General features: G+C 60.8%; 20 protein-coding genes. 7 read left to right on the plus strand and 13 right to left on the minus strand.

Annotation, left to right across the window (positions count from 1 at the left end; all coding sequences use genetic code 11):
• Nucleotides 1–4: 4 nt before the first annotated feature.
• Nucleotides 5–1,426 (minus strand): MltF family protein, encoded by a 1,422-nt coding sequence (locus tag ACZ0A4_RS15180; RefSeq protein WP_463575403.1) that lies wholly within the window; start codon nt 1,424–1,426, stop codon nt 5–7.
• 236 nt (nt 1,427–1,662) lie between these two features.
• Here ACZ0A4_RS15180 and ACZ0A4_RS15185 point away from each other — a divergent pair, with 236 nt between their 5' ends.
• The 3 genes from ACZ0A4_RS15185 to ACZ0A4_RS15195 all read left to right on the plus strand — a co-directional run bounded on the left by ACZ0A4_RS15185 (nt 1,663) and on the right by ACZ0A4_RS15195 (nt 4,654).
• On the plus strand, nt 1,663–2,469 hold the full coding sequence (locus ACZ0A4_RS15185; RefSeq protein ID WP_463575404.1) for a TatD family hydrolase: 807 nt from the start codon (nt 1,663–1,665) through the stop codon (nt 2,467–2,469).
• 124 nt (nt 2,470–2,593) lie between these two features.
• On the plus strand, nt 2,594–4,075 hold the full coding sequence (locus ACZ0A4_RS15190; RefSeq protein ID WP_463575405.1) for a methyl-accepting chemotaxis protein: 1,482 nt from the start codon (nt 2,594–2,596) through the stop codon (nt 4,073–4,075).
• Between the two features lie 213 nt (nt 4,076–4,288).
• Entirely contained in the window at nt 4,289–4,654 is a 366-nt protein-coding gene (locus ACZ0A4_RS15195; RefSeq protein WP_007908547.1) for a DUF962 domain-containing protein, read from the plus strand.
• Between the two features lies 1 nt (nt 4,655).
• Here the strand turns inward: ACZ0A4_RS15195 and ACZ0A4_RS15200 are convergent, their stop codons facing one another.
• The 3 genes from ACZ0A4_RS15200 to ACZ0A4_RS15210 all read right to left on the minus strand — a co-directional run bounded on the left by ACZ0A4_RS15200 (nt 4,656) and on the right by ACZ0A4_RS15210 (nt 6,810).
• Nucleotides 4,656–5,450 (minus strand): acyl-CoA thioesterase, encoded by a 795-nt coding sequence (locus tag ACZ0A4_RS15200; RefSeq protein WP_463575406.1) that lies wholly within the window; start codon nt 5,448–5,450, stop codon nt 4,656–4,658.
• A 237-nt stretch (nt 5,451–5,687) separates the two neighbouring features.
• Complete coding sequence (locus ACZ0A4_RS15205) at nt 5,688–6,452, minus strand: CHAD domain-containing protein (protein WP_463575407.1); 765 nt, start codon at nt 6,450–6,452, stop codon at nt 5,688–5,690.
• A gap of 79 nt (nt 6,453–6,531) precedes the next feature.
• The gene (locus tag ACZ0A4_RS15210) at nt 6,532–6,810 is read right to left on the minus strand and encodes a hypothetical protein (RefSeq protein WP_007908543.1); all 279 of its coding nucleotides are present in this window, start codon (nt 6,808–6,810) and stop codon (nt 6,532–6,534) included.
• A 216-nt stretch (nt 6,811–7,026) separates the two neighbouring features.
• Between ACZ0A4_RS15210 and ACZ0A4_RS15215 the strand changes: the two genes are divergently transcribed.
• Nucleotides 7,027–8,064, plus strand: coding sequence for a patatin-like phospholipase family protein (locus ACZ0A4_RS15215; protein WP_463575408.1), 1,038 nt, complete (start codon nt 7,027–7,029; stop codon nt 8,062–8,064).
• A 123-nt stretch (nt 8,065–8,187) separates the two neighbouring features.
• Here the strand turns inward: ACZ0A4_RS15215 and ACZ0A4_RS15220 are convergent, their stop codons facing one another.
• From ACZ0A4_RS15220 to kdpF, 6 genes are all read right to left on the minus strand, one after another.
• Nucleotides 8,188–8,886 (minus strand): response regulator, encoded by a 699-nt coding sequence (locus ACZ0A4_RS15220; RefSeq protein WP_463575409.1) that lies wholly within the window; start codon nt 8,884–8,886, stop codon nt 8,188–8,190.
• Nucleotides 8,887–8,934: 48 nt separating this feature from the next.
• Nucleotides 8,935–11,586 carry a DUF4118 domain-containing protein gene (locus tag ACZ0A4_RS15225; RefSeq protein ID WP_463575410.1) on the minus strand — a complete coding sequence of 884 codons (2,652 nt, stop codon included), beginning with the start codon at nt 11,584–11,586 and terminating at the stop codon, nt 8,935–8,937.
• A gap of 130 nt (nt 11,587–11,716) precedes the next feature.
• A complete protein-coding gene (gene kdpC, locus ACZ0A4_RS15230) occupies nt 11,717–12,262 on the minus strand; it encodes a potassium-transporting ATPase subunit KdpC (RefSeq protein WP_463575411.1) in 546 nt (181 codons plus the stop codon).
• 344 nt (nt 12,263–12,606) lie between these two features.
• Nucleotides 12,607–14,664 carry a potassium-transporting ATPase subunit KdpB gene (kdpB, locus tag ACZ0A4_RS15235; protein ID WP_463575412.1) on the minus strand — a complete coding sequence of 686 codons (2,058 nt, stop codon included), beginning with the start codon at nt 14,662–14,664 and terminating at the stop codon, nt 12,607–12,609.
• 10 nt (nt 14,665–14,674) lie between these two features.
• The gene (kdpA, locus tag ACZ0A4_RS15240) at nt 14,675–16,369 is read right to left on the minus strand and encodes a potassium-transporting ATPase subunit KdpA (RefSeq protein WP_463575413.1); all 1,695 of its coding nucleotides are present in this window, start codon (nt 16,367–16,369) and stop codon (nt 14,675–14,677) included.
• 8 nt (nt 16,370–16,377) lie between these two features.
• A complete protein-coding gene (gene kdpF, locus ACZ0A4_RS15245) occupies nt 16,378–16,467 on the minus strand; it encodes a K(+)-transporting ATPase subunit F (protein WP_007899818.1) in 90 nt (29 codons plus the stop codon).
• 399 nt (nt 16,468–16,866) lie between these two features.
• Between kdpF and eat the strand changes: the two genes are divergently transcribed.
• The 3 genes from eat to ACZ0A4_RS15260 all read left to right on the plus strand — a co-directional run bounded on the left by eat (nt 16,867) and on the right by ACZ0A4_RS15260 (nt 19,221).
• Nucleotides 16,867–18,231, plus strand: a complete 1,365-nt coding sequence (eat, locus tag ACZ0A4_RS15250) for an ethanolamine permease (RefSeq protein ID WP_007908507.1) — start codon at nt 16,867–16,869, stop codon at nt 18,229–18,231.
• 130 nt (nt 18,232–18,361) lie between these two features.
• The gene (locus ACZ0A4_RS15255; RefSeq protein WP_007908505.1) at nt 18,362–18,529 is read left to right on the plus strand and encodes a DUF2897 family protein; all 168 of its coding nucleotides are present in this window, start codon (nt 18,362–18,364) and stop codon (nt 18,527–18,529) included.
• A 137-nt stretch (nt 18,530–18,666) separates the two neighbouring features.
• A complete protein-coding gene (locus tag ACZ0A4_RS15260) occupies nt 18,667–19,221 on the plus strand; it encodes a TetR/AcrR family transcriptional regulator (RefSeq protein ID WP_463575414.1) in 555 nt (184 codons plus the stop codon).
• Here ACZ0A4_RS15260 and fabF read toward each other — a convergent pair.
• The 3 genes from fabF to ACZ0A4_RS15275 all read right to left on the minus strand — a co-directional run bounded on the left by fabF (nt 19,218) and on the right by ACZ0A4_RS15275 (nt 21,871).
• Nucleotides 19,218–20,492 carry a beta-ketoacyl-ACP synthase II gene (gene fabF, locus ACZ0A4_RS15265; RefSeq protein WP_463575415.1) on the minus strand — a complete coding sequence of 425 codons (1,275 nt, stop codon included), beginning with the start codon at nt 20,490–20,492 and terminating at the stop codon, nt 19,218–19,220. The genes ACZ0A4_RS15260 and fabF overlap by 4 nt on opposite strands.
• Before the next feature lie 22 nt (nt 20,493–20,514).
• Entirely contained in the window at nt 20,515–21,318 is an 804-nt protein-coding gene (locus tag ACZ0A4_RS15270) for an SDR family NAD(P)-dependent oxidoreductase (protein WP_463575416.1), read from the minus strand.
• Between the two features lie 217 nt (nt 21,319–21,535).
• A complete protein-coding gene (locus ACZ0A4_RS15275; protein WP_463575417.1) occupies nt 21,536–21,871 on the minus strand; it encodes a ComEA family DNA-binding protein in 336 nt (111 codons plus the stop codon).
• Nucleotides 21,872–21,907: the final 36 nt, after the last annotated feature.

Consider the following 21,907-nt stretch of genomic DNA (forward strand, 5'->3'; position numbering starts at 1 on the left):
TAGATCATTTCCGTGAGACGACTTTTTGCGCCCCGGGCTCCAACGACTCCCGCTCCCGGTCGAACGCCAAGTAATACTTGTTCACGCTATTAACATAGCTGACCGGCCCCATTCCTACCTGCTCCATGGCGATGCGCTCGACCTGGAAGAACCACTGATTGGGGTTCAGCCCGCGCCGCCGGGCTTCAGCGCGCATGCCCTGCACGCGCTCGGGGCCGATGTTGTAGGCCGCCAGCGTGAAGGCCATGCGCTCGCGCTCATTGAGCTTGGGGCTGTTGAAGAACTTGCGGCGGATCATCGCCAGGTACTTGGCGCCGGCCTGCACATTCGCATCGAGATTCTGAATGTTGCTCACACCGACTCGCTGTGCGGCGGACGGCGTGATCTGCATCAGCCCGGTCGGGCCACTGCCGCTGCGCGCGTTGGGTTGCAACGCTGACTCCTTGAAGGCCAGCGCGGCGAGGTTCAACCAGTCCATGTTCTGCGCCTGGGCATGCTTCTGCAGGGTCGGGCGCAGTTTTTCCAGACGCTGGCGGTCAGCCTTGGCCAATGGATAATGGACTTGGTAGAGACGGCGATAGATGCGCAGAAACGCGGCATCTTCATTCGACGGTTTCTTGTAGCCGCCGAGAAAGCGGTCAATGCTTGCGCGCAGCATCGAAGCATCGCGGCGCACGAACCAGTATTCCTCGCCCGGCTCGCTGATCATCAATTGCCGGTCAAAGCGCAGCTTCGGCAGGATCTTGCCCCAGCGCTCGGCGATAGGTTGCTCGACGATGGTCAGGTGGAAAATGCCGCCCTGAACCATCTCCAGCACATCTTCTACCGCCAGCGTCGGATCGACCCATTCAATCTTGATCGGCGCCAGTTTGTGCAACGCCAGTTTCTGATTGAGCTGACTGACCGCCTCCCCCGCCGCACTTCCGGTCGGCAACGCCAGGGTTTTGCCGGAGAGCTGCTCGACTTTGCTGTAGCGCCGTTCACCCTTGATCCCGACCAACACCAGCGGCACGTTGCTGGCGATCGGTTCGCTGCTGGCCACAGCAAAGCCCGGTTGCAGCTCAAGCAACTCGCCCGGTGCAACCAGATCACCCTCGCCACGCTGCAACGCGCCGAGCAGTTGATCCTTGGCTTTGGGAATGATCTTGAGGGTGATTTCCTGGCCGTCGCGAGCATGCCCATTGAGGTATTGCTCGAAGGCGCGCAGGCGATGGTATTCGACGCCGATGGCCTGGCCCTGCACTTCGCCGGAGCTGTTGCGGCTCTGATTGACCAGCACGCGCAACACGCGGCTGCTGCGAATCTCGGACAAGTCCCGCACCTTGGCCGCCGGCACGGCTTGCAGTGGCCCGGGCAGGCGCGCGACCGCCGTCATCGGCAGCAGCAACGATCCACACAACAGCAGCAAAACCGAGGGACGAACCATCCACTCTCCGGAAAGAATACGGGGCAACTTCATCTCTAAAAGATCGAAATTACCGACGAAAACAGAGCGCTTGGAGCGCTGGCAAAGTGCGAGAGACTGGCACAGTAATGGCACTTCTGCCAAACCGGGCTGCGTCGCGGCATCAAAAGACAGCTATAACTCGTTGTAGTTCTTGGTTTTTCTTATAAATCTACAGCTCTGGTATGCTTTCCGGCCTTCGGCCCGAGGTAGCAACCATGCAACTCATCGATATCGGCGTCAACCTGACCAACCCCAGTTTCGCCGACAAACACCAGGCCGTGCTTGATCGCGCCTATGCGGCCGGAGTCTGCCAATTGGTGCTGACTGGCACTAGCGTCGAGGGCAGTGAGCAAGCCTTGGAGCTGTGCCAGCAGCTCGATGAAAGCAGCCAACAGTTGTTCGCCACCGCCGGTATTCACCCGCATTCGGCCAGTGACTGGAACGCTGACAGCGCTCGTCGTTTACGCAATCTGTTGCAAGAAAAAAATGTAGTCGCCGTGGGTGAATGCGGGCTGGATTTCAACCGTGATTTCTCGCCGCGCCCACAGCAGGAAAAAGTCCTCGAAGAACACCTGGCCATGGCCGTCGAGCTGCAACTGCCAGTGTTTCTGCACGAGCGCGATGCCAGCCAGCGCCTGCTGGAAATCCTCAAAGGCTTCCGCGATCAATTGCCCGCCGCTGTGGTGCACTGCTTCACCGGGGAGCAGAAGGCGTTGTTCAGCTACCTCGATCTGGACTTGCACATCGGCATCACCGGCTGGTTCTGCGATGAGCGCCGTGGCGCGCATTTGCATCCACTGGTCAAAGAGATCAAGCGCGGACGCTTGATGCTGGAAAGTGACGCGCCGTATCTGCTGCCGCGCACATTGCGACCGAAACCGAAGAACGGCCGCAATGAACCGGCGTATCTGACTGAAGTGCTGCGCGAAGTGGCGTTGCATCGTGGCGAAACCGAGGAGGATCTGGCGGCGCACACCACCGCGTGCGCCCGCGCGTTCTACAACCTCCCCGTCCTTCCCTGACACACCAGAATTCCTCTGTGGGAGTCAGTGCAGTCTGTTGACTCACATCAAAATGTCTATATCTGCATAGCGGCACAATGCTGGCACCTTGCCAAAACTGTTTCCGCTATCAGAGAAGACCTCCATGGGTGCCTGGCTTAGCAATATCTCGCTGAAATACAAATTCTGGGCGGTCAATGCGGTCGCCTTCGTCACCACCCTGCTGCTGGTACTGTACGCCGTGCAGCTTGAACAACAGGCGCGCAGTCTCGCGTCTCAGACCTCGGCGCAAGCCCAGGCGCAATTGCTCAAGGCCTGGCCGGTCGGGCAGGCATTGCCGAAAACCGATCAGGTGCTGACCTTCAAGCGCGGCGAAGCACCGCGCCTGAATGATCAACCCTTGCTGGAAATCACCGACAGCAACGGCTGGAACGAAATCAACCACCTGCCGCTGTTCGGTGACAATCCGTTGATGGGCGCCGAAGTGTTCAGCCGCACCGATGGCCAGCAAGTCGCAGTGATTGCCTTTGGCCCGAGCCTGACTCAGGTGTTCAGCGAACGTTTTGCCAACTATGCGGTGGCGGTGTTCATTCTGATGTTCGCCATGCTGTGTGCCTCGCAACTGCTGATCCGCTTCTTGCTTAGCCAGCTCAACACGCTGAAAGACGTGATGCTCCACGTCGAGAAAAGCGGCGATCTTTCCGCACGCGTGCCGCTGGCCGGCCAAGACGAAGTCGGGCAGATGGCGAACGCGTTCAACGCGATGCAGGCCGGTTATCAGCGCGTCGTCACCACGGTGGCCAACACCGCACGGCAACTGGATGTCGGTGCGGCGCGGCTGGCGTCGAGCATGAACGAAGTGCGCCACGGCATGCTCGGCCAGCAGAGCGAAACCGATCAGGCGGCCACCGCGATCAACGAAATGACCGCCACGGTCTACCACATCGCCCAGCACGCCGGCGCCACCCGCGACTTGTCGCAGACCGCCGACGGCCTCGCCGGCAGCGGTCAGCAAGTGGTTGCCCGGGTGCAGCATTCGATTGCCGGATTATCCAGCGGTGTGCAGCAGACCGCCGAGATGATTCAGCGGCTGGCCGAGGACAGTCAGAAGATCAACGGCGTGGTCAGCGTGATTCACAGCATCGCTGAGCAGACCAACCTGCTGGCACTGAATGCCGCCATCGAAGCGGCCCGCGCCGGTGAAATGGGTCGAGGGTTTGCCGTGGTTGCCGATGAAGTACGTAATCTGGCCAAACGCGTGCAGACCTCGACCGACGAGATCACCACAATGGTTTCGGCCTTGCAGGCCGGCACTCGCGACGCGGTGGATTTCATGCAGGAGAGTTCGTACAAGGCCGACGACTGCGTGCAGCAGGCGCAAGAGGCTGGCGCGGCGCTGGCGGAGATCACCGGAGCAGTGGCGCAGATGCGTGAAAGCAATACGCAGATTGCCGTGGCGGCGGAGCAGCAGAGTCAGGTCGCCGAAGAGATGAACCGGGCGGTGGTGAGTATTCGCGATGTGACCGAAAACACCGTGCAGCAAACAGTGGATTCGGCGACGACCAGTAATGAACTGGCGACGTTGGCCGGGGAGTTGAGCAAGGCAATAGGTCAGTTGAAGCTCTGAAGGCCCTTTCGCGAGCAAGCTCGCTCCCACAAGGGAATTTGTATGCGCACCGATCCAATGTGGGAGCGAGCCTGCTCGCGAAGGCGTCATCCCATCCAGCATCGAATCCTGAGATGACGCCTATCACTTCAATAGCCAACCTTGATTCGCCGCCCTCGCCGCCCGGGCCTATTCTTCAACCATGAGTTCAACATGGATCGAGGAGTAGAAAACATGGGCAAACGTCACCCCAACCTTCCCGCGTGGCAATGGCGCGCGTACCCGGGCAATCACCAGCACCCGACCAATCTGGTGTTGCACCTGATCGCCGTGCCGTTGTTCATCGTCGCGTTTCTGCTGATCGTCTCAGGGGTGTTCAGCCTGAGTCTGGCCAGCGTTGCCATCGGCGTGATCGGTATCGTTGCGGCGCTGGGTTTGCAGCGCCATGGCCACAGCCTGGAGGCGCAAGCCTCCGAGCCGTTCAGTGATCGTAAAGATGCGGTGTCGCGCTTACTGGTCGAGCAGTTCCTGACCTTTCCGCGGTTTTTTCTCAGTGGCGGCTGGTGGCGCGCCTGGCGTGAGCGCCATCGCCGGCATTGAGTCAGGCGAAGATCGTGACCGTCTGGCGACTCATCGCAATCAGCTTACCTTCAGCGCTCCACAACTTGGCGGCGACATGGCCGTAGCCGTCGGCGGCGTACTCGATATCGGCCAGGTATTGGCACCAGTCCACCGTACTCAAGTCGCGTAACGGCTGTACGAATTCGATAGTCCAGGTCAACGTGCTGCCCGGTGCCGGCTTCTTCAGATACGGCAACAGCGCGGGCGGCCATGCATCCACCAGGGCCAACAGATGCGCCTCCTTGACCGGCTCTTCTTTGACATCCCCACGTAACCGTACCCAGCCGCCCATCAAACGCGATTGATTGCCGGTGAACGGCATGCCGCCTACGCTCCAGCGCATCGCCAGATGGCGCATGAATTCCGGGGTCACGCCTTTGATGTAGGGCAACTCCTGGCATTCGTCCCAGTGTTTCATTACCGGCGCCGGATAGGCTTCTACGGCGACCTCCGAGGGCCGCGAGGCACCAAAACTGCCCTGAACGATCGTCACCACCTGGCCATTCTGCATCGCCCGGCCCATGACCTGACTGACGGCTTTGCCTTCGCGCAGCACCTCCACTTCGAAGCTCACCGGGACTTCAGGCTCGACCGGGCCGACGAAGGTAATTGCCAGCGAACGCACCGGACGATCCGCCGGGACTTTCGCACGCATGGCTTCGTATTGCAGCGCGGCAACCAGACCACCAAAACTGGCACGGCCCTGACCCCATTCGGCAGGAATCGTCAGTTCCGGTTGGCGGCGGACCGCATCGAGCAGATCGCTAAAGCGCATGGCAACCTCAGAAAGCGAGAAAGGAATGCAGGGATCTTAACCAGACCTGCACAGCGCTGCAGCGTCTATTCCGGTCAAATGGGCTGACAGAAAGGCCTTACACCACTTCTTGGCACACACAACACCCTGTGGGAGCGAGCTTGCTCGCGAAGGCGGTGTGTCAGGTAAAAATGTACCGCCTGACAGAACGCATTCGCGAGCAAGCTCGCTCCCACATGGGGTGTGGTGAATTCAGGATTATTTGAAGCAGGAGCTACTAAGTTTTTCGAGCACGCGATCGGCTTTGATTTCAGCGGTAATCATGGTCGCCTGCCAAGTCGCGACACAGGGCTGCAGATCCGCCTCCAGCCCGGCTTTCGCCAGCCACTGCCAGCAATCGTGCCAGTCGCCCAACGCACCTTGGGCTGATTTCAATCGCGCCAGCGCCGCTTCGGGCAAGCGGTCCAGTTCGGGATAGGCTTCGATGCCATAACGCACGCGCTTGATCAGCAGGCGCAGGCGATGGCGGTCGTGGGCCGGATCGTGCAGCGCCTCATCAAGTTTCTGCCATTGCTTGCCCAAGCGTTTTTCGATTCGTTTGGCCAAACCCTTGAGCAAGCCCTGGCGCTGGGAGGCGCGCAGGAAACGCGGGAAAGCGTCGAGAATCATCAGCAGCGAAGCCACTTCGGCACTCGCCGCCAGCGCCGGATAGGCTTCGGCCATTTGCGCCATGCGTCGTTGCGCGGCTTCAGGCTGATCATGCTTGAGCAGGTACGCAGCAAGCACCTCGCGATCACGCCACGGTGTGGTCAATTGGCCGACCGCCGAGGCGGCATCTTCCAGTTGCTCGACACCGGGCAAACCGCGCAATGGACGCAACAGGCTGCGCAAGCGCCGCACCGTGGTGCGCAGATCGTGCAGTGCTTCGGGGTCGGTACGTGCCGTCAATCGCGCCTGACAGGCCAGCAGCCGCACCTCCAGACTCAGGACATGAGCCACCAAACGGTCAACCAACGCAGACATCACTTGCTCCTGATTCAAATGGCTCTGAAGAACAGGCTGCCGCCCAGTGACCGGAGCCTCCTTGCTTCACGTCAGCAGCTTAGCGGCCGGCGCGGGATTCGCGAATGTAGAAACGCGCCTTCTCGGCTTTCTTGCTGCAACCTTCGAAACCCTCGAATTGTTGCTGGGTCTTGGCGGCGGTCAGCAGCGACAACGCTTTGGAGTAGCTGACGGTGCCGGCAAAGCCTTCGGCCTTGGCCAGATCCAGCTCATGCCAGGCAGCGTCGAGCTGGCTGCCGCAGCTGTCGCGGTAAGCGGTTTTACCGGCGCAACCGGCCAATGCCAGAGCCATCAACGGCACACAGATCCAGGCTTTCATCACTCACACCTCAAAATAGGTCAACAGTCGTGCAGGTAAGACGGCCTGGCTGCGAAAAAGTGCCTCGCCGGCGGGTGAAACCGCGCAACTGAGAAGGATAGCGCTGAAGGGTCATGCAGTATCGAAAAAACGACGTCACCGGCGCACTCAACGACCTCGGCGATTGAGCCAGCCCGACGATGGGTGCATTGTGCAACCTTGTCGGGAGGAAGTTTGATGAAAAAGCGTGTCGCACTGGTGCTGGGCTCCGGTGGCGCCCGGGGTTATGCCCATATCGGAGTCATTGAAGAGATCGAACGACGCGGTTACGACATCGCCTGCATTGCCGGGTGTTCGATGGGCGCGGTGGTTGGCGGGATCTACGCCGCCGACAAGCTCGACGTCTACAAGAACTGGATCGAAAGTCTGGACTATCTGGATGTGTTGCGGCTGGTGGACGTGAGTTTCCGACTCGGCGCGATTCGCGGCGAAAAAGTCTTCGGGCAGATCCGCAAGATCGTCGGCGAGATCAACATCGAAGACTTGCGCATCCCCTACACCGCCGTCGCCGCTGACCTCACCAATCAGCAGGAAATCTGGTTTCAGGAAGGCTGCCTGCATCAGGCGATGCGCGCCTCGGCGGCGATTCCGAGTCTGTTCACGCCAGTGATGCAAGGCAATCGCATGCTGGTCGACGGCGGCATTCTCAACCCGTTGCCGATCGTGCCAGTGGTGTCGAGCCACTGTGATCTGATCATTGCGGTCAATCTCAACTCGACCAACCAGCGTCATTACAAATTGCCGGTGATCCAGCGCCCGGCCGCGTTCCGCTCGCGCTTCGACAGCCTGATCAGTTCGCTGGGGTCGAAGATGCCGTTCCGCCGAACACAGGCCGAGCAACTGTTGCGGCTCGAGCAGGAAGCGCTGCGCGCCGAAGCGGCGGACATCAATCCCTGGCTGGACGGCGCCGAGCCGGAAAGCCAACAACCGGCGGCCGCGCCCGAGCGTGAAGGCGCACCGAAATCGGCGACCGGTTCGTTCATCATCGATAACGTCGGGCCGGCCTCGCTGCTGGATTTGATCAACCAGAGTTTCGAGGTGATGCAGACCTCGCTGGCGCAGTACAAGATTGCCGGGTATCCGCCGGATATCCTGATCAACGTGCCAAAGCGGGTGTGCCGGTTTTTCGAGTTTTACAAGGCGCCGGAGTTGATCGCGCTGGGGCGGGAGATTGCGCGGGATACGCTGGATCGGTATGACAGTGAGCAGGGATGACTGGCTAAAATTCTTCATTGAATTTGAGGGCCTCTTCGCGAGCAAGCTCGCTCCCACAATTGGAATGCACTCCCCTGTGGGAGCGAGCTTGCTCGCGAAAGCGCCAGATCGGCCAATACAAAACTACAGGCCGTTCTCGCTCAGCAGACGATACCCAACCCCCGCCTCTGTCACGATAAACCGCGGCCGCGTCGGATCATCCGCCAGTTTCTGCCGCAAATGCCCCACCACAATCCGCAAATAATGGCTGTCCTCGGTGTGTGTCGGTCCCCAGATATCCTTGAGCAATTGCTGCTGGGTAATCACTCGCCCCGGATGCCGCGCCAGTTGCGCCAGCACCGCGTACTCCTTGCGAGTCAGCGCCACCTCGACGCCGTCGAGCAGCACCCGCCGATAGGCCAGATCGACCGTCAACGGGCCAAAGCTCAGCGCCGCCTGTTGCGCTTCCCCTGCCGGCGCCTGACGCAACAACGCACGCACCCGCGCGAGAAACTCCTGAATGCCGAACGGCTTGGTCACGTAGTCATTGGCGCCGCCATCCAGCGCCTGGACTTTCTGCCCTTCGCTGGCACGCACCGACAACACCAATACCGGGGCCGTGGCCCATTCGCGAAACTCGCGCAGCACTTGGTGGCCGTCCATATCCGGCAAGCCGAGGTCGAGCACCAGCAAGTCCGGCTTGTTCAGCGCGGCCTGCGCCAACCCTTCCGCACCGGTGCCGGCCTCGAGCACTTTGTAGCCTTGGGAAGCGAGGCTGATGCGCAGGAACTTGCGGATCTGCGGCTCGTCGTCGATGACCAAAATGGTCGCGGTCTGGCTCATGAATTCACATCAACACAAAAGAGTGGCAAGAGAGTAGCGCAGTCAGACTCAGCCTTCATCGTCCATCCCCGGTTGCGTCTGCAACGGCAAGTGCAAGGTGATGCAGGTGCCGCGTCCGTCGATGCCGTCGGCGACGCTGATGCGACCGCCGTGCGCACCGACCATGCCCTGACAGATCGCCAGGCCGAGGCCGGTGCCCTGGCCGCCGCGATCACCGCGGGCAGCGGTGTAGAACATGTCGAAAATCTTCGCCCGTTCATCCTCGGGAATCCCTGGTCCTTCGTCGCTGACCGAGAAGAAAATCTCCTCGTCATTCGCTCCTGCTCTGAGTTGCAAGCGACCGTGAACGGGTGAAAAACGCGCTGCGTTTTCCATCACGTTGACCAGCGCCTGCTCGATCAGCGCGGCATGCACGAACAACAGCGGTAACTCCGCCGGCACATCGGTACTGACCTGCAACGGCGCGAGCACCGCGCGCAGGCGGTTGAGCGAACTGCCGATGATGTCGGCCGGCGACACCCAGTCCCGTGCCAGCTTCAGCGCGCCGTGGCCGAGGCGCGTCATGTCGAGCAGATTCTGGATGTAGCGGTCGAGGCGTTCGGCTTCATCGCGAGTGCCTTCGAGCAGTTCACGGCGATCCTCCAGCGGGATCGCTTCGCCGAGGGCCAACAGGCTGTCGATGCTGCCGCGCATGGCGGTCAGCGGCGTGCGCAAGTCGTGGGACACAGAGGCCAGCAACGCACTGCGCAGTTGTTCGGTTTCACCGTGCAGGCGCGCGGCTTCCAGATCGTCCGCCAATTGCGCACGAGCCAGCGCTTGGGCGAGCGGCTGGCTCAACGCGGTCAGCAGACGTCGGCGCTGGCCGCTCAAGGTCTGGCCTTCCTTGGCACACACGCCGAGCAGCGCCAGCGGCCCATCCTCGACCGACAACGGCCACCACCACCAACGCCCGAATGGCAACGTGCCGGTGCCCATGCCCGCCGGTTGATCGTGTTGCCAGGCCCAATCGGCGGCGGCGCGTTCGGCTTCGGTGAATTGCAACGGCCCGCCGGTCTCGACTTTCCAGCCGCCCTGGCTGTCGCGGTTGAGCAGGCACAGTTGCAGATCGCTCCAGCCGTTGAGGTGTTGCGCGGCGGCACTGACCACGGCTTGGCGATCGGTAGCGGCGGTGAGTTTGCGCGACAGGTCGAGCAGTTCGCTGGTCTCTTCCTGGGTATCGCGCAAAGCCTGCAATTGCCGACGCTGACGCGCCGCGAGGTTGCCGGTGAGCGCCGCCATCAGCAGGAAAAACAGCAGGGTCAGCACGTCTTCTTCGCGCTGAATGCTGAAAGAGAAATTCGGCGGAATGAACAGAAAGTCATAGGTCAGAAACGACAACGCGGCACAGGCCAGCGCCGGGCCGAGACTGCTGCGCACCGCGACCAGCAACACGGCCGCGAGGAACACCAGCGAGATGTTCGGCAGTGGTAACACACTCGACACCGCCCACGCCAGAGCACTGGCCAACACGGTGGCGACCAGCGCCAGCGCATAGTCGAACCACACCAGTGTCAGCGCGTTGCGCGGGCGCGGTTGATGCTGTTGCTGATCGCTGTCGAGGACGTTGATTTCCAGTCCGTGGGCCTGGCGCAGCAAACGCGCTGCGAGACCGCCACCGAACAGACGACGGCGCAGACGTGGCCGGGACTGCCCGACCAGGACCAGACTCGCGCGGCGCTCGGCGGCATGCTGGATCAGGGTTCTGGCGACCTCACCGGCGCGCAGTAAAACCACCTCGCCGCCCAGGCGTTCGGCCAATTGCTGAGCGCTTTGCAGGCGCAACCGCGATTGTTCGTCGCGTACGGTGCCGTTGTCGACGTGCACCAGACTCCACGGCAAATGGCGGCGCTGGGCAACGCGACTGGCATGGCGCACAAGGCGTTCGGCCTGTTGGTCGCCATCGACGCCGACCAGCAATCGCCCACGCACTGCCGGGGCGGCCTGACCGAGTTGGCGATAGCCTTGGGCGAGATCATTGTCGACTTGAGCGGCGGCGGTTTGCATCGCCAGTTCGCGCAAAGCGGTGAGGTTGGTCTGGGTGAAAAACGCATCGATCGCCGCGCGCGCCTGCTCCGGTACGTAAACCTTGCCTTCACGCAGACGCTCGAGCAATTCGCGCGGCGGCAGGTCGATCAGCAGCAGTTCGTAGGCTTCTTGCAGCACCCAGTCCGGCAGGGTTTCGCGCACTTGCACACCGGTGATGCCGCGCACCTGATCGTTGAGGCTTTCCAGGTGCTGGACGTTGACCGTGGTGAACACGTCGATGCCGGCGGCGAGCAGTTCCTGAATGTCTTGCCAGCGTTTGGCGTGGCGGCTGCCGGGCGCATTGCTGTGGGCCAGTTCATCGACCAGCACAAGCTTCGGTCTTGCCGCGAGAATGCCGTCGAGGTCCATTTCTTCGAGCATCACGCCACGGTATTCCGAGCGCACCAGCGGTTGCTGCGGCAAGCCGCCGAGCAGCGCTTCGGTTTCGGCGCGACCGTGGGTTTCGACCACCCCGGCGAGGACTTTCACGCCCTGACGAAGTTGCGTGTGGGCGGCCTGGAGCATGGCGTAGGTTTTGCCGACACCGGGGGCGGCGCCAAGGAAAACCTTCAGGCGGCCACGGCCGTCTCGGGGCAGGTCTGCTAACAGCGCGTCGGCGCGGCCGGAGTCGCTCATGCTTGATGCTCTCTCTTCCTGATGTGTATGCGGTGTTCTTTCGGTGCTCTTCGCGAGCAGGCTCGCTCCCACATTTGGAACGCGTATCCCTGTGGGAGCGAGCCTGCTCGCGAATGGCCACGCCACCGATCTACAGTTTTTCCAGTGCCATGTTCAGCGCCAGCACATTCACCACCGGCGGCCCTACCAGCGGCTGTTCGATGTGCGCATCGAGCAGTTGCTGCACCCTCGATACCGGCAGATTTCGCGCCGCCGCAACACGCGCCAGTTGATAGGCAATCGCCGCCGGTGGCAAGTGTGGATCGAGGCCGCTGCCAGAGGTGGTCAGCAAGGCCAGTGGCACCGGGCCCTGACCGGGCACCTGCAATTTATTGGCATCATCGATCACCCGCGTGGCGAGTGCCGGATTGCTCGGTGCCAGGTTGCTTGCGCTGCTGGAAACCGTTGCAAACGCACCGGCGGAGGGACGTGGATGGAACCAGGCATCGCCGACAAAATCCTGGGCGATCAGTGACGAGCCACGGACTTTACCGTCGGCGTCGTGCACCAGGCTGCCGTTGGCTTGAGCAGGGAACGCGACTTGCGCGACACCGGTTACCACCAGTGGATAGGCGACGCCAGTGACCAGGGTCATCAGCACCAGCAGGCTGAGGGCGGGACGTATCATTGTGGACATTTCAAAATCCTCGAATTCGTTGGGCAAACTTTGGTGGGGTGTCAGGGAGATCTTTTCCCCCTCACCCCAGCCCTCTCCCCCAAGGGGGCGAGGGGGAAAGGGAGCCGATTTGTGTGCTTTTCAAAACCTGAGTTCGGCTCGGTATTTCAGGTCGATGTACTCCCGTAAACACCTCGGTCAGTCCCCTCTCCCTTAAGTTCGCGAAGGGAAAGGGAGCCGATCTCTGTGCTTTTCAAAACCTGAGTTCGGCTCGATATTTCAGGTCGGTGCAACTCTCGTAACCACCTCGGTCAGTCCCCTCTCCCTCCGGGAGAGGGTTAGGGTGAGGGGCTGCGATATCAGCCTCACACCAGATGCATCGCCGTGAGCAGCATGTCGATCGCCTTGATCCCCACAAACGGCACCAGAATCCCGCCCAATCCATAGATCAACAGATTGCGTCGCAACAACGCCGCCGCACTCGCCGCCTGCACGCGCACACCACGCAGCGCCAGCGGAATCAGCACGACGATGATCAAGGCGTTGAAGACAATGGCCGAGAGAATCGCACTCTGCGGACTGGTCAACTGCATGATGTTGAGCACGCCCAGTTGCGGATAAATCGAGGCGAACAGTGCCGGCAGAATTGCGAAGTATTTGGCGACGTCGTTGGCGATGGAAAAGGTCGTCAGCGCGCCGCGAGTCACCAGCAATTCCTTGCCGATCTGCACCACGTCGAGCAGCTTGGTCGGGTCGCTGTCGAGGTCGACCATGTTTGCCGCTTCGCGTGCTGCTTGTGTGCCGTCGTTCATCGCCATGCCGACGTCAGCCTGGGCCAGCGCCGGCGCGTCGTTGGCGCCGTCGCCGCACATCGCGACCAGACGACCGTCGTTTTGCTCGTGACGAATACGTGCGAGTTTTTTCTCCGGCGTGGCCTCCGCGAGGACGTCATCGACGCCCGCTTCAGCAGCAATCGCGGCAGCGGTCAGCGGGTTGTCGCCAGTGACCATCACAGTGCGAATACCGAGTTTGCGCAGTTCGGCAAAACGCTCGCGGATGCCTGGTTTGACCACGTCTTTGAGATGGATCGCACCAAGCAATTTACCGTCGGCGCAGACCAGCAATGGCGTACCGCCGCTCTGCGCGATCTTGTCGATTTCCCGCGACAGCGCCGGAGCCAGGTCCGAGCGTTTCTGGCCAAGGAAACTCAACAGCGAATCCACTGCACCTTTACGGTAGACACGGCCCTGATAGTCGACACCGGACAAACGGGTTTCAGCGCTGAACGGCACGGCGGTCAAGGTTTCCGGCGCCGGCTCAGGTTGTGGATGCAGACCGCGCAAGTACTCAACGATGGATTTACCTTCAGCGGTTTCGTCGGCCAAAGAAGCGAACAGCGCACCTTCGGCCAGCTCGCGACCAGTCACACCCGGCGCGGCATACACCGCACTGCAGCGACGGTTGCCGAAGGTGATGGTGCCGGTCTTGTCGAGCAACAGCACATGCACATCACCCGCCGCTTCCACTGCGCGACCAGACTTGGCGATCACATTCAGACGCACCAGACGATCCATCCCGGCGATACCGATCGCCGACAGCAAACCGCCAATGGTGGTCGGAATCAGCGTAACCAACAGCGCTACCAGAAACACCAGCGGCAAACTGCCGTTGGCGAAATGGGCGAACGGTTGCAGGGTCACCACCACCAGCAGAAAGATCAACGTCAGGCCGATCAGCAGAATATCCAGCGCCACTTCGTTCGGGGTCTTCTGGCGTTTGGCGCCTTCGACCAGCGCAATCATGCGATCGAGAGTGGACTCACCGGGATTGGCGGTGATCTGCACCAGCAGCCAGTCGGACACCAGTCGTGTATTGCCGGTAACGGCCGAACGGTCGCCACCGGACTCACGAATCACCGGCGCCGATTCACCAGTGATCGCCGCTTCGTTGACCGCCGCGATGCCTTCGATGACTTCACCGTCACCAGGGATCATTTCCCCTGCTTCGACGCGCACCACATCACCCTTGCGCAGGCTCGCTGCCGGCACCACTTGAAAGCTGCCGTTGGCCAGTTTGCGTCGTGCGCTGAGGCCTTCACTGCCGGCCTTGAGGCTGTCGGCGCGCGCCTTGCCGCGACCTTCGGCCAAGGCTTCGGCGAAGTTGGCGAACAGCACGGTGAACCACAGCCACAACGCAATTTGCGCGGCGACTAAGGTCGGCACGTCGGCGTCGGGAATGAAGCACAGCACGGTGGTGAAAATCGCCTTCAGCTCAACCACCAACATCACCGGCGACCGTTTCAGTTGCCGTGGGTCGAGCTTGACGAAAGCTTGCACCAGCGCCGGCCGCCACAGCGCCGAGATCGCGGTTTTCGCTTGTTCCGGTGCTTTGACGGCAGCGGGTTTGATTGCGGGCATATTCATCATTCAGTCCTCAGAAGCCCATGCTCAGGTGTTCGGCAATCGGGCCGAGCGCCAGAGTCGGCAGAAAGGTCAGGCCGCCCACCAGCAAAATGGTCACGGTCAACAGGGTCACGAACAGCGGGCCGTGGGTGGGGAAGCTGTTCTGGCCGATCGGTGCGGTTTTCTTCATCGCCAGACTGCCGGCCAAGGCCAGAACCGGAAGGATGTAACCGAAGCGACCGATCAACATGCCCAGGCCGAGCATCAGGTTATGGAACGGCGTGTTCGCGCTCAGTCCACCGAACGCCGAGCCGTTGTTGGCGCTCGCCGAGGTGTAGGCATAAAGCAACTGGCTGAAACCGTGCGGGCCGGGGTTGCTGATGGTCGCCGCAGCACTGGGAACCGCTGCGGCAATCGCACCGAGGACCAGCACGCCAACCGGCATCACCAGCAAAGTCACCACCAGCAATTGCACCTCACGCGCCTGGAGTTTCTTGCCGAGGTATTCCGGCGTACGGCCAATCATCAGACCGGCGAGGAACACCGCGATCAGCACGTTGAGCAACATGCCGTAGAGCCCGGCACCGACGCCGCCGAAGATCACTTCGCCGACCATCATGTTGACCAGCGCCACCATGCCGCTGAGCGGGTTGAGGCTGTCGTGCATGCCGTTGACCGAACCGTTCGAGGCGGCCGTGGTGGTCACCGACCACAGCACGGTAGCGGTGGTGCCGAAGCGCGCTTCTTTACCTTCCAGCGGCGCGGTCTGTTCGACGGCAGCGTTGTTCAGCGTCGGGTTCGGTTGGTATTCAGCCCACAGCGACGTCGCGCCGCCGATCAGGAACAGCGCCAGCATGCAGGCGATGATCGCACGGCTCTGACGCAGGTCCTTGACGTAATGGCCAAAGGTGAACACCAGCGCCACCGGGATCAGAATGATCGAAGCGACTTCGAACAGGTTGCTCCACGCGGTCGGGTTCTCGAACGGGTGCGCCGAGTTGACGCCGAAGAAACCGCCACCGTTGGTGCCCAGTTGCTTGATCGCAATCTGACTGGCCGCCGGGCCGAGCGGGATCACTTGATCGACGCCCTGCATCGTCACGGTATTCACATATTGTGCGAAGGTTTGCGGCACGCCCTGCCAGACCAGATACAGCGCCAGCAACAGGCACAGCGGCAACAGGCCGTAGAGGGTGGCGCGGGTCATGTCGACCCAGAAGTTGCCGAGGGTTTTCGTCGATTTGCGGCCGATGCCACGGCACAGCGCAACCAGCACGGCGAGGCCGGTGGCGGCGCTGACAAAGTTCTGCACGGTGAGGCCGACCATCTGGCTCAGGTAGCTGAGAGTCGCTTCACCGCTGTAGGACTGCCAGTTGGTGTTGGTCATGAAACTGACCGCGGTGTTGAACGCCTGGGTCCATTCCTGCCCCGGCAGGTTCTGCGGGTTCAGTGGCAAGTGATCCTGAAACAACAGAATCGCGAACAACAGCAGGAAACCGGCGAGGTTGAAAGCCAGCAGCGCGAGCGTATATTTCTGCCAGCTCTGTTCAGCCTGCGGGTCGACCCCGGCGATGCGATAGCAACCGCGCTCGACCGGGCCGAGAACCGGCGTCAGCCAAGTGCGCTGACCTTCCATCACTTTGTAGTAGAAGCGCCCGAGGAACGGCGCCGGTAGCAAGACCAACGCAAAAAACCCGAGGATCAGCCAATAGTCATAACTGTGCATAGCCGCTCCTAGTTCCGATCCGCGCGCAACAGCGCAACCAACAGATAAATGAACAGCCCCACTGCCAACAGCAGTGACACCCCGTCCAGAACGCTCATGGAAGATCTCCGTGTTACGGCGTATTGCCGCGTGTGGAGGCATTGTCGGAAAGGAGGCTGTAAAGGAACGAGAGCGAGGGGTCTGGCTAGGCATAAAGAAAGCGTAAAGAGTGGGTTTATGCTGGCGTTACAGCTGAGCTTTGTGTTGTTTGGGCTGGCGCTTTCGCGAGCAAGCTCGCTCCCACAGGGGAATGCATTGCAAATGGTGGGAGCGAGCCTGCTCGCGAAGACGGCATAACCGTCAACATCGCACCCAACTGGCGCACAAAAAACAGCTATCCCACCGCGAACATCCCCGATACGACAGCTTTCAACTCATTACGACTTGTTTCACAGCAATGGCACGGCCACTGCAAACGCCCTCCCCCGAGCTTTCCAAACCGTTCAGGGAGCAAGCGCATGAACACACAACTCAAACCCACACTGGGCACGTTGCATCTGTGGGGCATCGCCGTAGGGCTGGTGATTTCCGGGGAGTATTTCGGCTGGAGTTACGGCTGGGGCGTGGCCGGGACGCTGGGGTTCCTGGTGACCTCGTTCATGGTCGCGACCATGTACACCTGCTTCATATTCAGCTTCACCGAACTCACCACCGCGATTCCCCATGCGGGTGGGCCGTTTGCCTACAGCCGTCGTGCCTTTGGTGAAAAAGGCGGATTGATTGCAGGCCTGGCGACGTTGATCGAATTCGTCTTCGCCCCACCGGCCATTGCCCTGGCCATTGGCGCTTACCTCAATGTGCAGTTTCCGGCACTCGATCCGAAACACGCAGCGGTCGGCGCCTATATTGTCTTTATGGGCTTGAACATTCTCGGAGTGAAACTGGCCGCGACCTTTGAGTTGATCGTCTGCGTATTGGCGGTAGCCGAGTTGCTGGTATTCATGGGTGTGGTCGCGCCGGCGTTCAGCTTCAGCAACTTCGCCCTGAATGGCTGGGCGGGGTCGGATGTGTTTGGTGCACCAGCGATTGCCGGAATGTTCGCGGCCATTCCGTTTGCGATCTGGTTCTTCCTCGCCATTGAAGGCGCGGCGATGGCCGCCGAAGAAGCCAAGGATCCGAAGCGCACGATTCCCAAGGCCTACATCAGCGGCATCCTGACCCTGGTGTTGCTGGCAATGGGCGTGATGTTCTTTGCCGGCGGTGTCGGCGACTGGCGCACTCTGGCCAATATCAACGACCCGCTGCCGCAAGCGATGAAAACCGTGGTTGGCGACAACTCCGGCTGGCTGCACATGCTGGTGTGGATCGGCCTGTTCGGTCTGGTTGCGAGTTTCCATGGGATCATCCTCGGCTACTCGCGTCAGTTCTTCGCTCTGGCCCGCGCCGGTTACCTGCCGGCTTCGCTGGCAAAATTGTCGCGCTTCCAGACGCCGCACCGGGCGATCATTGTCGGCGGCATCATCGGCATTGCCGCGATTTACAGCGACGGGCTGATCAACCTCGGCGGCATGACGCTCACCGCTGCGATGATCACCATGGCCGTTTTCGGCGCCATCGTGATGTACATCATGAGCATGCTCAGCCTGTTCAAACTGCGTAAATCGGAGCCGAATCTGGAACGCACTTTCCGCGCGCCGTGCTACCCGTTGATTCCACTGATTGCATTGGTGCTGGCGGTGGTGTGTCTGGTGGCGATGGCGTGGTTCAACGCGCTGATCGGGTTGATCTTCCTCGGTTTCATGGCAGTCGGTTTCGGCTACTTCCTGCTCACCGGGCAACTGCGCGCCAACGCACCGGCCGATGCGATGCTGACGGGCAATTGAGGGGATTTCGGGTGAACCGGGTGCAAGCGGCCTAGAATGGAACCACTGCGAAGTCACTTCGCTCAAACGTGGTATGCAGCGTCGCACGGCGAAATCCTCGCCCGTCGACCTGCCCTTAAGGAGAGCCGTTATGCCCTGGTATGCCTGGTTGATTCTGGTGGTTGCAATCGGCTCGATCGTCGGCGGATTAATGATGTTGCGCGACACCGCCAACAAGGTCGATCTGACCGATGAAGAACGCCGACGCGTTGCTCAACGCAATGCCGAAGCGGATGCCAAAGACGCACAAGACCGTTGAACACAACCCCGCCTGATCGGCGGGGTTTGTGCTTTTTATAGCCACTGGACCTATCTGCACGCTTTTAAGAAGTAGAAGTACAGTCACCATTTAATTTTCCTTGGTTAAGATGGGGACATTGTTGCGGAGAGTTCCAGATGCGTTACTCGCAGGACCATAAAGCCCAGACCCATCAGCGCATTATCAAGGAGGCTTCGGCACGCTTTCGCAAGGACGGAATCGGCGCTACAGGTCTGCAACCCTTGATGAAAGCGCTGGGTTTGACCCATGGCGGTTTCTACTCACATTTCAAATCCAAGGACGAGTTGGTCGAGAAGGCCTTGCAAGAGGCCGGCAACCAGGTCGACGGGTTATGTGCCGAGATTTTTGCCCAGGACAACCCGCTCGATGTCTTCATCGAGACGTACCTGTCGGAATGGCATCAAACGTCGCCGCATGAAGGCTGCCCATTGCTGACCATTTCTTCCGAACTGGGCCTGCGCGGCCAACCGAGCCCCACCAGTGACGTGGTCCTCAATGCTCGGCTGGAGCAGATCGAAAACAGCCTCGAAGGCGAAAACAGCGCTGACCGCGCTATCGTCATCATGTCGACACTGGTCGGCGCGCTGCTGCTGTCGCGCAGCGTCGCGGATGCCGGGTTTGCGCAACGCATCCTCGATGTCACCCGCGATCACCTCAAGAACCGGGATTAAGCCTGCCAGCGCTTGAACAACACACTGGCATTGACCCCGCCAAACCCGAAACCATTGGACAGTGCATATTCGATCGACATTGGCCGCGCCTGGCCATGGACGATGTCTACACCTGCGCTTGCCGGATCAGGATTGTCGAAGTTCAGCGTCGGCGGAACGACCTGATCACGAATGGCCAACAGTGTGAAAATGGCTTCAAGCCCGCCGGCAGCGCCGAGCAAATGCCCAGTAGCAGATTTGGTCGAGGTCACGGCGATTTTATTCTGCGTACCGAACAACGCTTTGATCGCCGCCAGTTCGCCGAGATCGCCCACCGGGGTCGACGTCGCATGCGCATTGAGATGCTGTACCTGATCCGGCTCGATACCTGCCTGCGCCAGTGCCAGCGTCATCGCCCGCCGCGCACCACTGCCATCTTCAGGCCCGGCCGTCAGGTGATAGGCGTCAGCGCTGGTGCCATAACCGACCAGTTCCGCCAACGGCTTCGCACCCCGGGCCAGGGCATGTTCCAGAGATTCGATCACCAGCAGCCCCGCGCCCTCGCCCATCACGAAACCATCGCGACCGCTGTCGAACGGCCGTGACGCGCGTTGCGGGGTGTCGTTGTAGCCACTGGACAGTGCTCGCGCCGCCGCGAAACCGGCCAGGCTGACTCGATCGATTGCCGCTTCTGCCCCGCCGCACACGGCAATATCCGCTTCACCGGCGCGGATTAATCGCGCCGCATCGCCAATCGCTTGAACACCCGCAGCGCACGCCGTCACGGGTGCGCCCAAAGGCCCCTTGAGGCTGTGTTGAATGGACACGTGCCCTGCCGCGAGATTGACCAGAAAAGAGGGAATGGTGAACGGTGACAGACGCCGAGGGCCACGACTGTCGGTGGTGCGTACGGCGTCGGCAATCGCACCGAAACCACCGACACCTGAGCCGATGATCGTTGCTGTACGTTCCTGGCTTTTGCTTTCCGACGGATGCCAGTCAGCCTGCTCCAGCGCCTGTCGGGCAGCCTCCATGGCAAACAGAATGAAGCGGTCCATCTTCTTCTGCTCCTTCGGCGGCGTGGCGCGATCCGGATCGAAACCGGCTTCGGCGTCCTCTTCCAGCGTCGGCACCGTGCCACCGACTCGCGTGGGCAAATCAGCAACCACCGTCTCAGGCAAGTTACGCAGGCCGGAGCGCCCGGCCAGCAAACGCTGCCAGACGACTTCGAGATCGCTACCCAAGGGTGAAACCAGGCCCATGCCCGTGACGACTATTCGACGCGAATCCATACCGTAGTGACCTCTGATCAATTCAATTGCCGGACTTGTAGCGCTGGGCTGCGGAACTGCGGGAAAGATTCGGCGCCATCACATGGCGAGCCGCAACAAAGGCGTGCCATTCGCCTGCGTCAGGCAGCGAAGGAATGGTGATCAACTCGCCCTGCTCCAGACCGGCCAGCGCCGCATCGACCATCTCGCCAGCCTCCATGACCATTTCTGCCGGAATGCCACTGGCATCGATACCGGAGCGCTCCCAGATTTCAGTGCGGGTTACACCGGGCAGCACGGCCTGGATCTGCACGCCGGTGCCTTCGAGCTCAGTGTTCAGCGACTGGGTCAGGCTCAGTACATAAGCTTTGCTGGCGCTGTAGGTAGCGTTGAAGCGTTCCGGAAACAGCGCCACCACCGAGGCGATATTGATGATCGTGCCACGACCGGCCTTGGCGAAACTGGCGGCGGCCGCCGATGCCAGGCGCGTGACGGCGGTGATGTTCAGCTGGATCAACCGCTCCAACTGGTCCATATCGGCGTTGGCCAGCAATCCGTCCGCCGCCACACCGGCGTTATTGACCAGCAAGCTGATGCTGGAATCGCTGCGCAGGCGTTGTTCGAGTTTGAGCACGTCATCCTTCTGCGTCAGATCGGCCTTGAGCACTTCAACCTGAACGCCATGGGCATCACGCAACTGGCCCGCAGCGCTTTCCAGACGATCCTTGTCACGGGCAACCAGCAGCAGGTCAAAGCCACGCGCCGCCAGGCGCTGAGCGTAAACCGCACCGATACCGGACGATGCGCCGGTAACGAGAGCAGTACCTTGGGAGTGTGCGGAATTCATGAGAGTGCTCCTGGAATGCTTGATGAAGGAAGTCGCCGATGAGACGTGTCGGCTCGACGTCCTGGCGAATTATTATAGGCATAATCTAAAGGCAATATGATAGCCGTAATTTTAAATCGTCCGACGGGTGCCCTCTCCACTGCTACCCGCAGCCAAGCACTGCGCCAAATGAAAAAGGCCGGTCTAAGACCGGCCCCCTTGGCGTTGAACAGTAAGCTTAGTTGACTTCCAGCTTGTCGCGATTGCGATCCAGAATCGCCTTGCCGATACCCTTCACTTCCAGCAACTCATCTACCGATGAAAACGGCCCGTTTGTTTCACGATAGGCAACAATCGCTTTCGCCTTGGCCTCACCCACTCCAGCCAGTTCCTTTTGCAGCGTCGCCGCGTCGGCATCATTGAGATCGACTTTCGCAATATGGGACGGTGCCGCTGTATCCATCACCAAAGGCGCCTTTGGCGACTCCGCTGGCGCAACAGGCGCGGCAATAGCGGCGATCGAGGCGCTGGTGAGGAAAGCAAAGATCAGAGAATAGAAGTAACCGGTACGCATTAGTGACGCTCCATCATCGTTTGAGAAAGCAGCTTT

This window comes from Pseudomonas sp. AC172 (assembly GCF_979258595.1).

Bases quoted from the DNA above. Each gene is read 5' to 3' on its own strand.
- ACZ0A4_RS15180 (WP_463575403.1), bottom strand. From the start codon at position 1,426: ATGGTTCGTCCCTCGGTTTTGCTGCTGTTGTGTGGATCGTTGCTGCTG.
- ACZ0A4_RS15185 (WP_463575404.1), top strand. From the start codon at position 1,663: ATGCAACTCATCGATATCGGCGTCAACCTGACCAACCCCAGTTTCGCC.
- ACZ0A4_RS15190 (WP_463575405.1), top strand. From the start codon at position 2,594: ATGGGTGCCTGGCTTAGCAATATCTCGCTGAAATACAAATTCTGGGCG.
- ACZ0A4_RS15195 (WP_007908547.1), top strand. From the start codon at position 4,289: ATGGGCAAACGTCACCCCAACCTTCCCGCGTGGCAATGGCGCGCGTAC.
- ACZ0A4_RS15200 (WP_463575406.1), bottom strand. From the start codon at position 5,450: ATGCGCTTTAGCGATCTGCTCGATGCGGTCCGCCGCCAACCGGAACTG.
- ACZ0A4_RS15205 (WP_463575407.1), bottom strand. From the start codon at position 6,452: ATGTCTGCGTTGGTTGACCGTTTGGTGGCTCATGTCCTGAGTCTGGAG.
- ACZ0A4_RS15210 (WP_007908543.1), bottom strand. From the start codon at position 6,810: ATGAAAGCCTGGATCTGTGTGCCGTTGATGGCTCTGGCATTGGCCGGT.
- ACZ0A4_RS15215 (WP_463575408.1), top strand. From the start codon at position 7,027: ATGAAAAAGCGTGTCGCACTGGTGCTGGGCTCCGGTGGCGCCCGGGGT.
- ACZ0A4_RS15220 (WP_463575409.1), bottom strand. From the start codon at position 8,886: ATGAGCCAGACCGCGACCATTTTGGTCATCGACGACGAGCCGCAGATC.
- ACZ0A4_RS15225 (WP_463575410.1), bottom strand. From the start codon at position 11,586: ATGAGCGACTCCGGCCGCGCCGACGCGCTGTTAGCAGACCTGCCCCGA.
- kdpC (WP_463575411.1), bottom strand. From the start codon at position 12,262: ATGTCCACAATGATACGTCCCGCCCTCAGCCTGCTGGTGCTGATGACC.
- kdpB (WP_463575412.1), bottom strand. From the start codon at position 14,664: ATGAATATGCCCGCAATCAAACCCGCTGCCGTCAAAGCACCGGAACAA.
- kdpA (WP_463575413.1), bottom strand. From the start codon at position 16,369: ATGCACAGTTATGACTATTGGCTGATCCTCGGGTTTTTTGCGTTGGTC.
- kdpF (WP_007899818.1), bottom strand. From the start codon at position 16,467: ATGAGCGTTCTGGACGGGGTGTCACTGCTGTTGGCAGTGGGGCTGTTC.
- eat (WP_007908507.1), top strand. From the start codon at position 16,867: ATGAACACACAACTCAAACCCACACTGGGCACGTTGCATCTGTGGGGC.
- ACZ0A4_RS15255 (WP_007908505.1), top strand. From the start codon at position 18,362: ATGCCCTGGTATGCCTGGTTGATTCTGGTGGTTGCAATCGGCTCGATC.
- ACZ0A4_RS15260 (WP_463575414.1), top strand. From the start codon at position 18,667: ATGCGTTACTCGCAGGACCATAAAGCCCAGACCCATCAGCGCATTATC.
- fabF (WP_463575415.1), bottom strand. From the start codon at position 20,492: ATGGATTCGCGTCGAATAGTCGTCACGGGCATGGGCCTGGTTTCACCC.
- ACZ0A4_RS15270 (WP_463575416.1), bottom strand. From the start codon at position 21,318: ATGAATTCCGCACACTCCCAAGGTACTGCTCTCGTTACCGGCGCATCG.
- ACZ0A4_RS15275 (WP_463575417.1), bottom strand. From the start codon at position 21,871: ATGCGTACCGGTTACTTCTATTCTCTGATCTTTGCTTTCCTCACCAGC.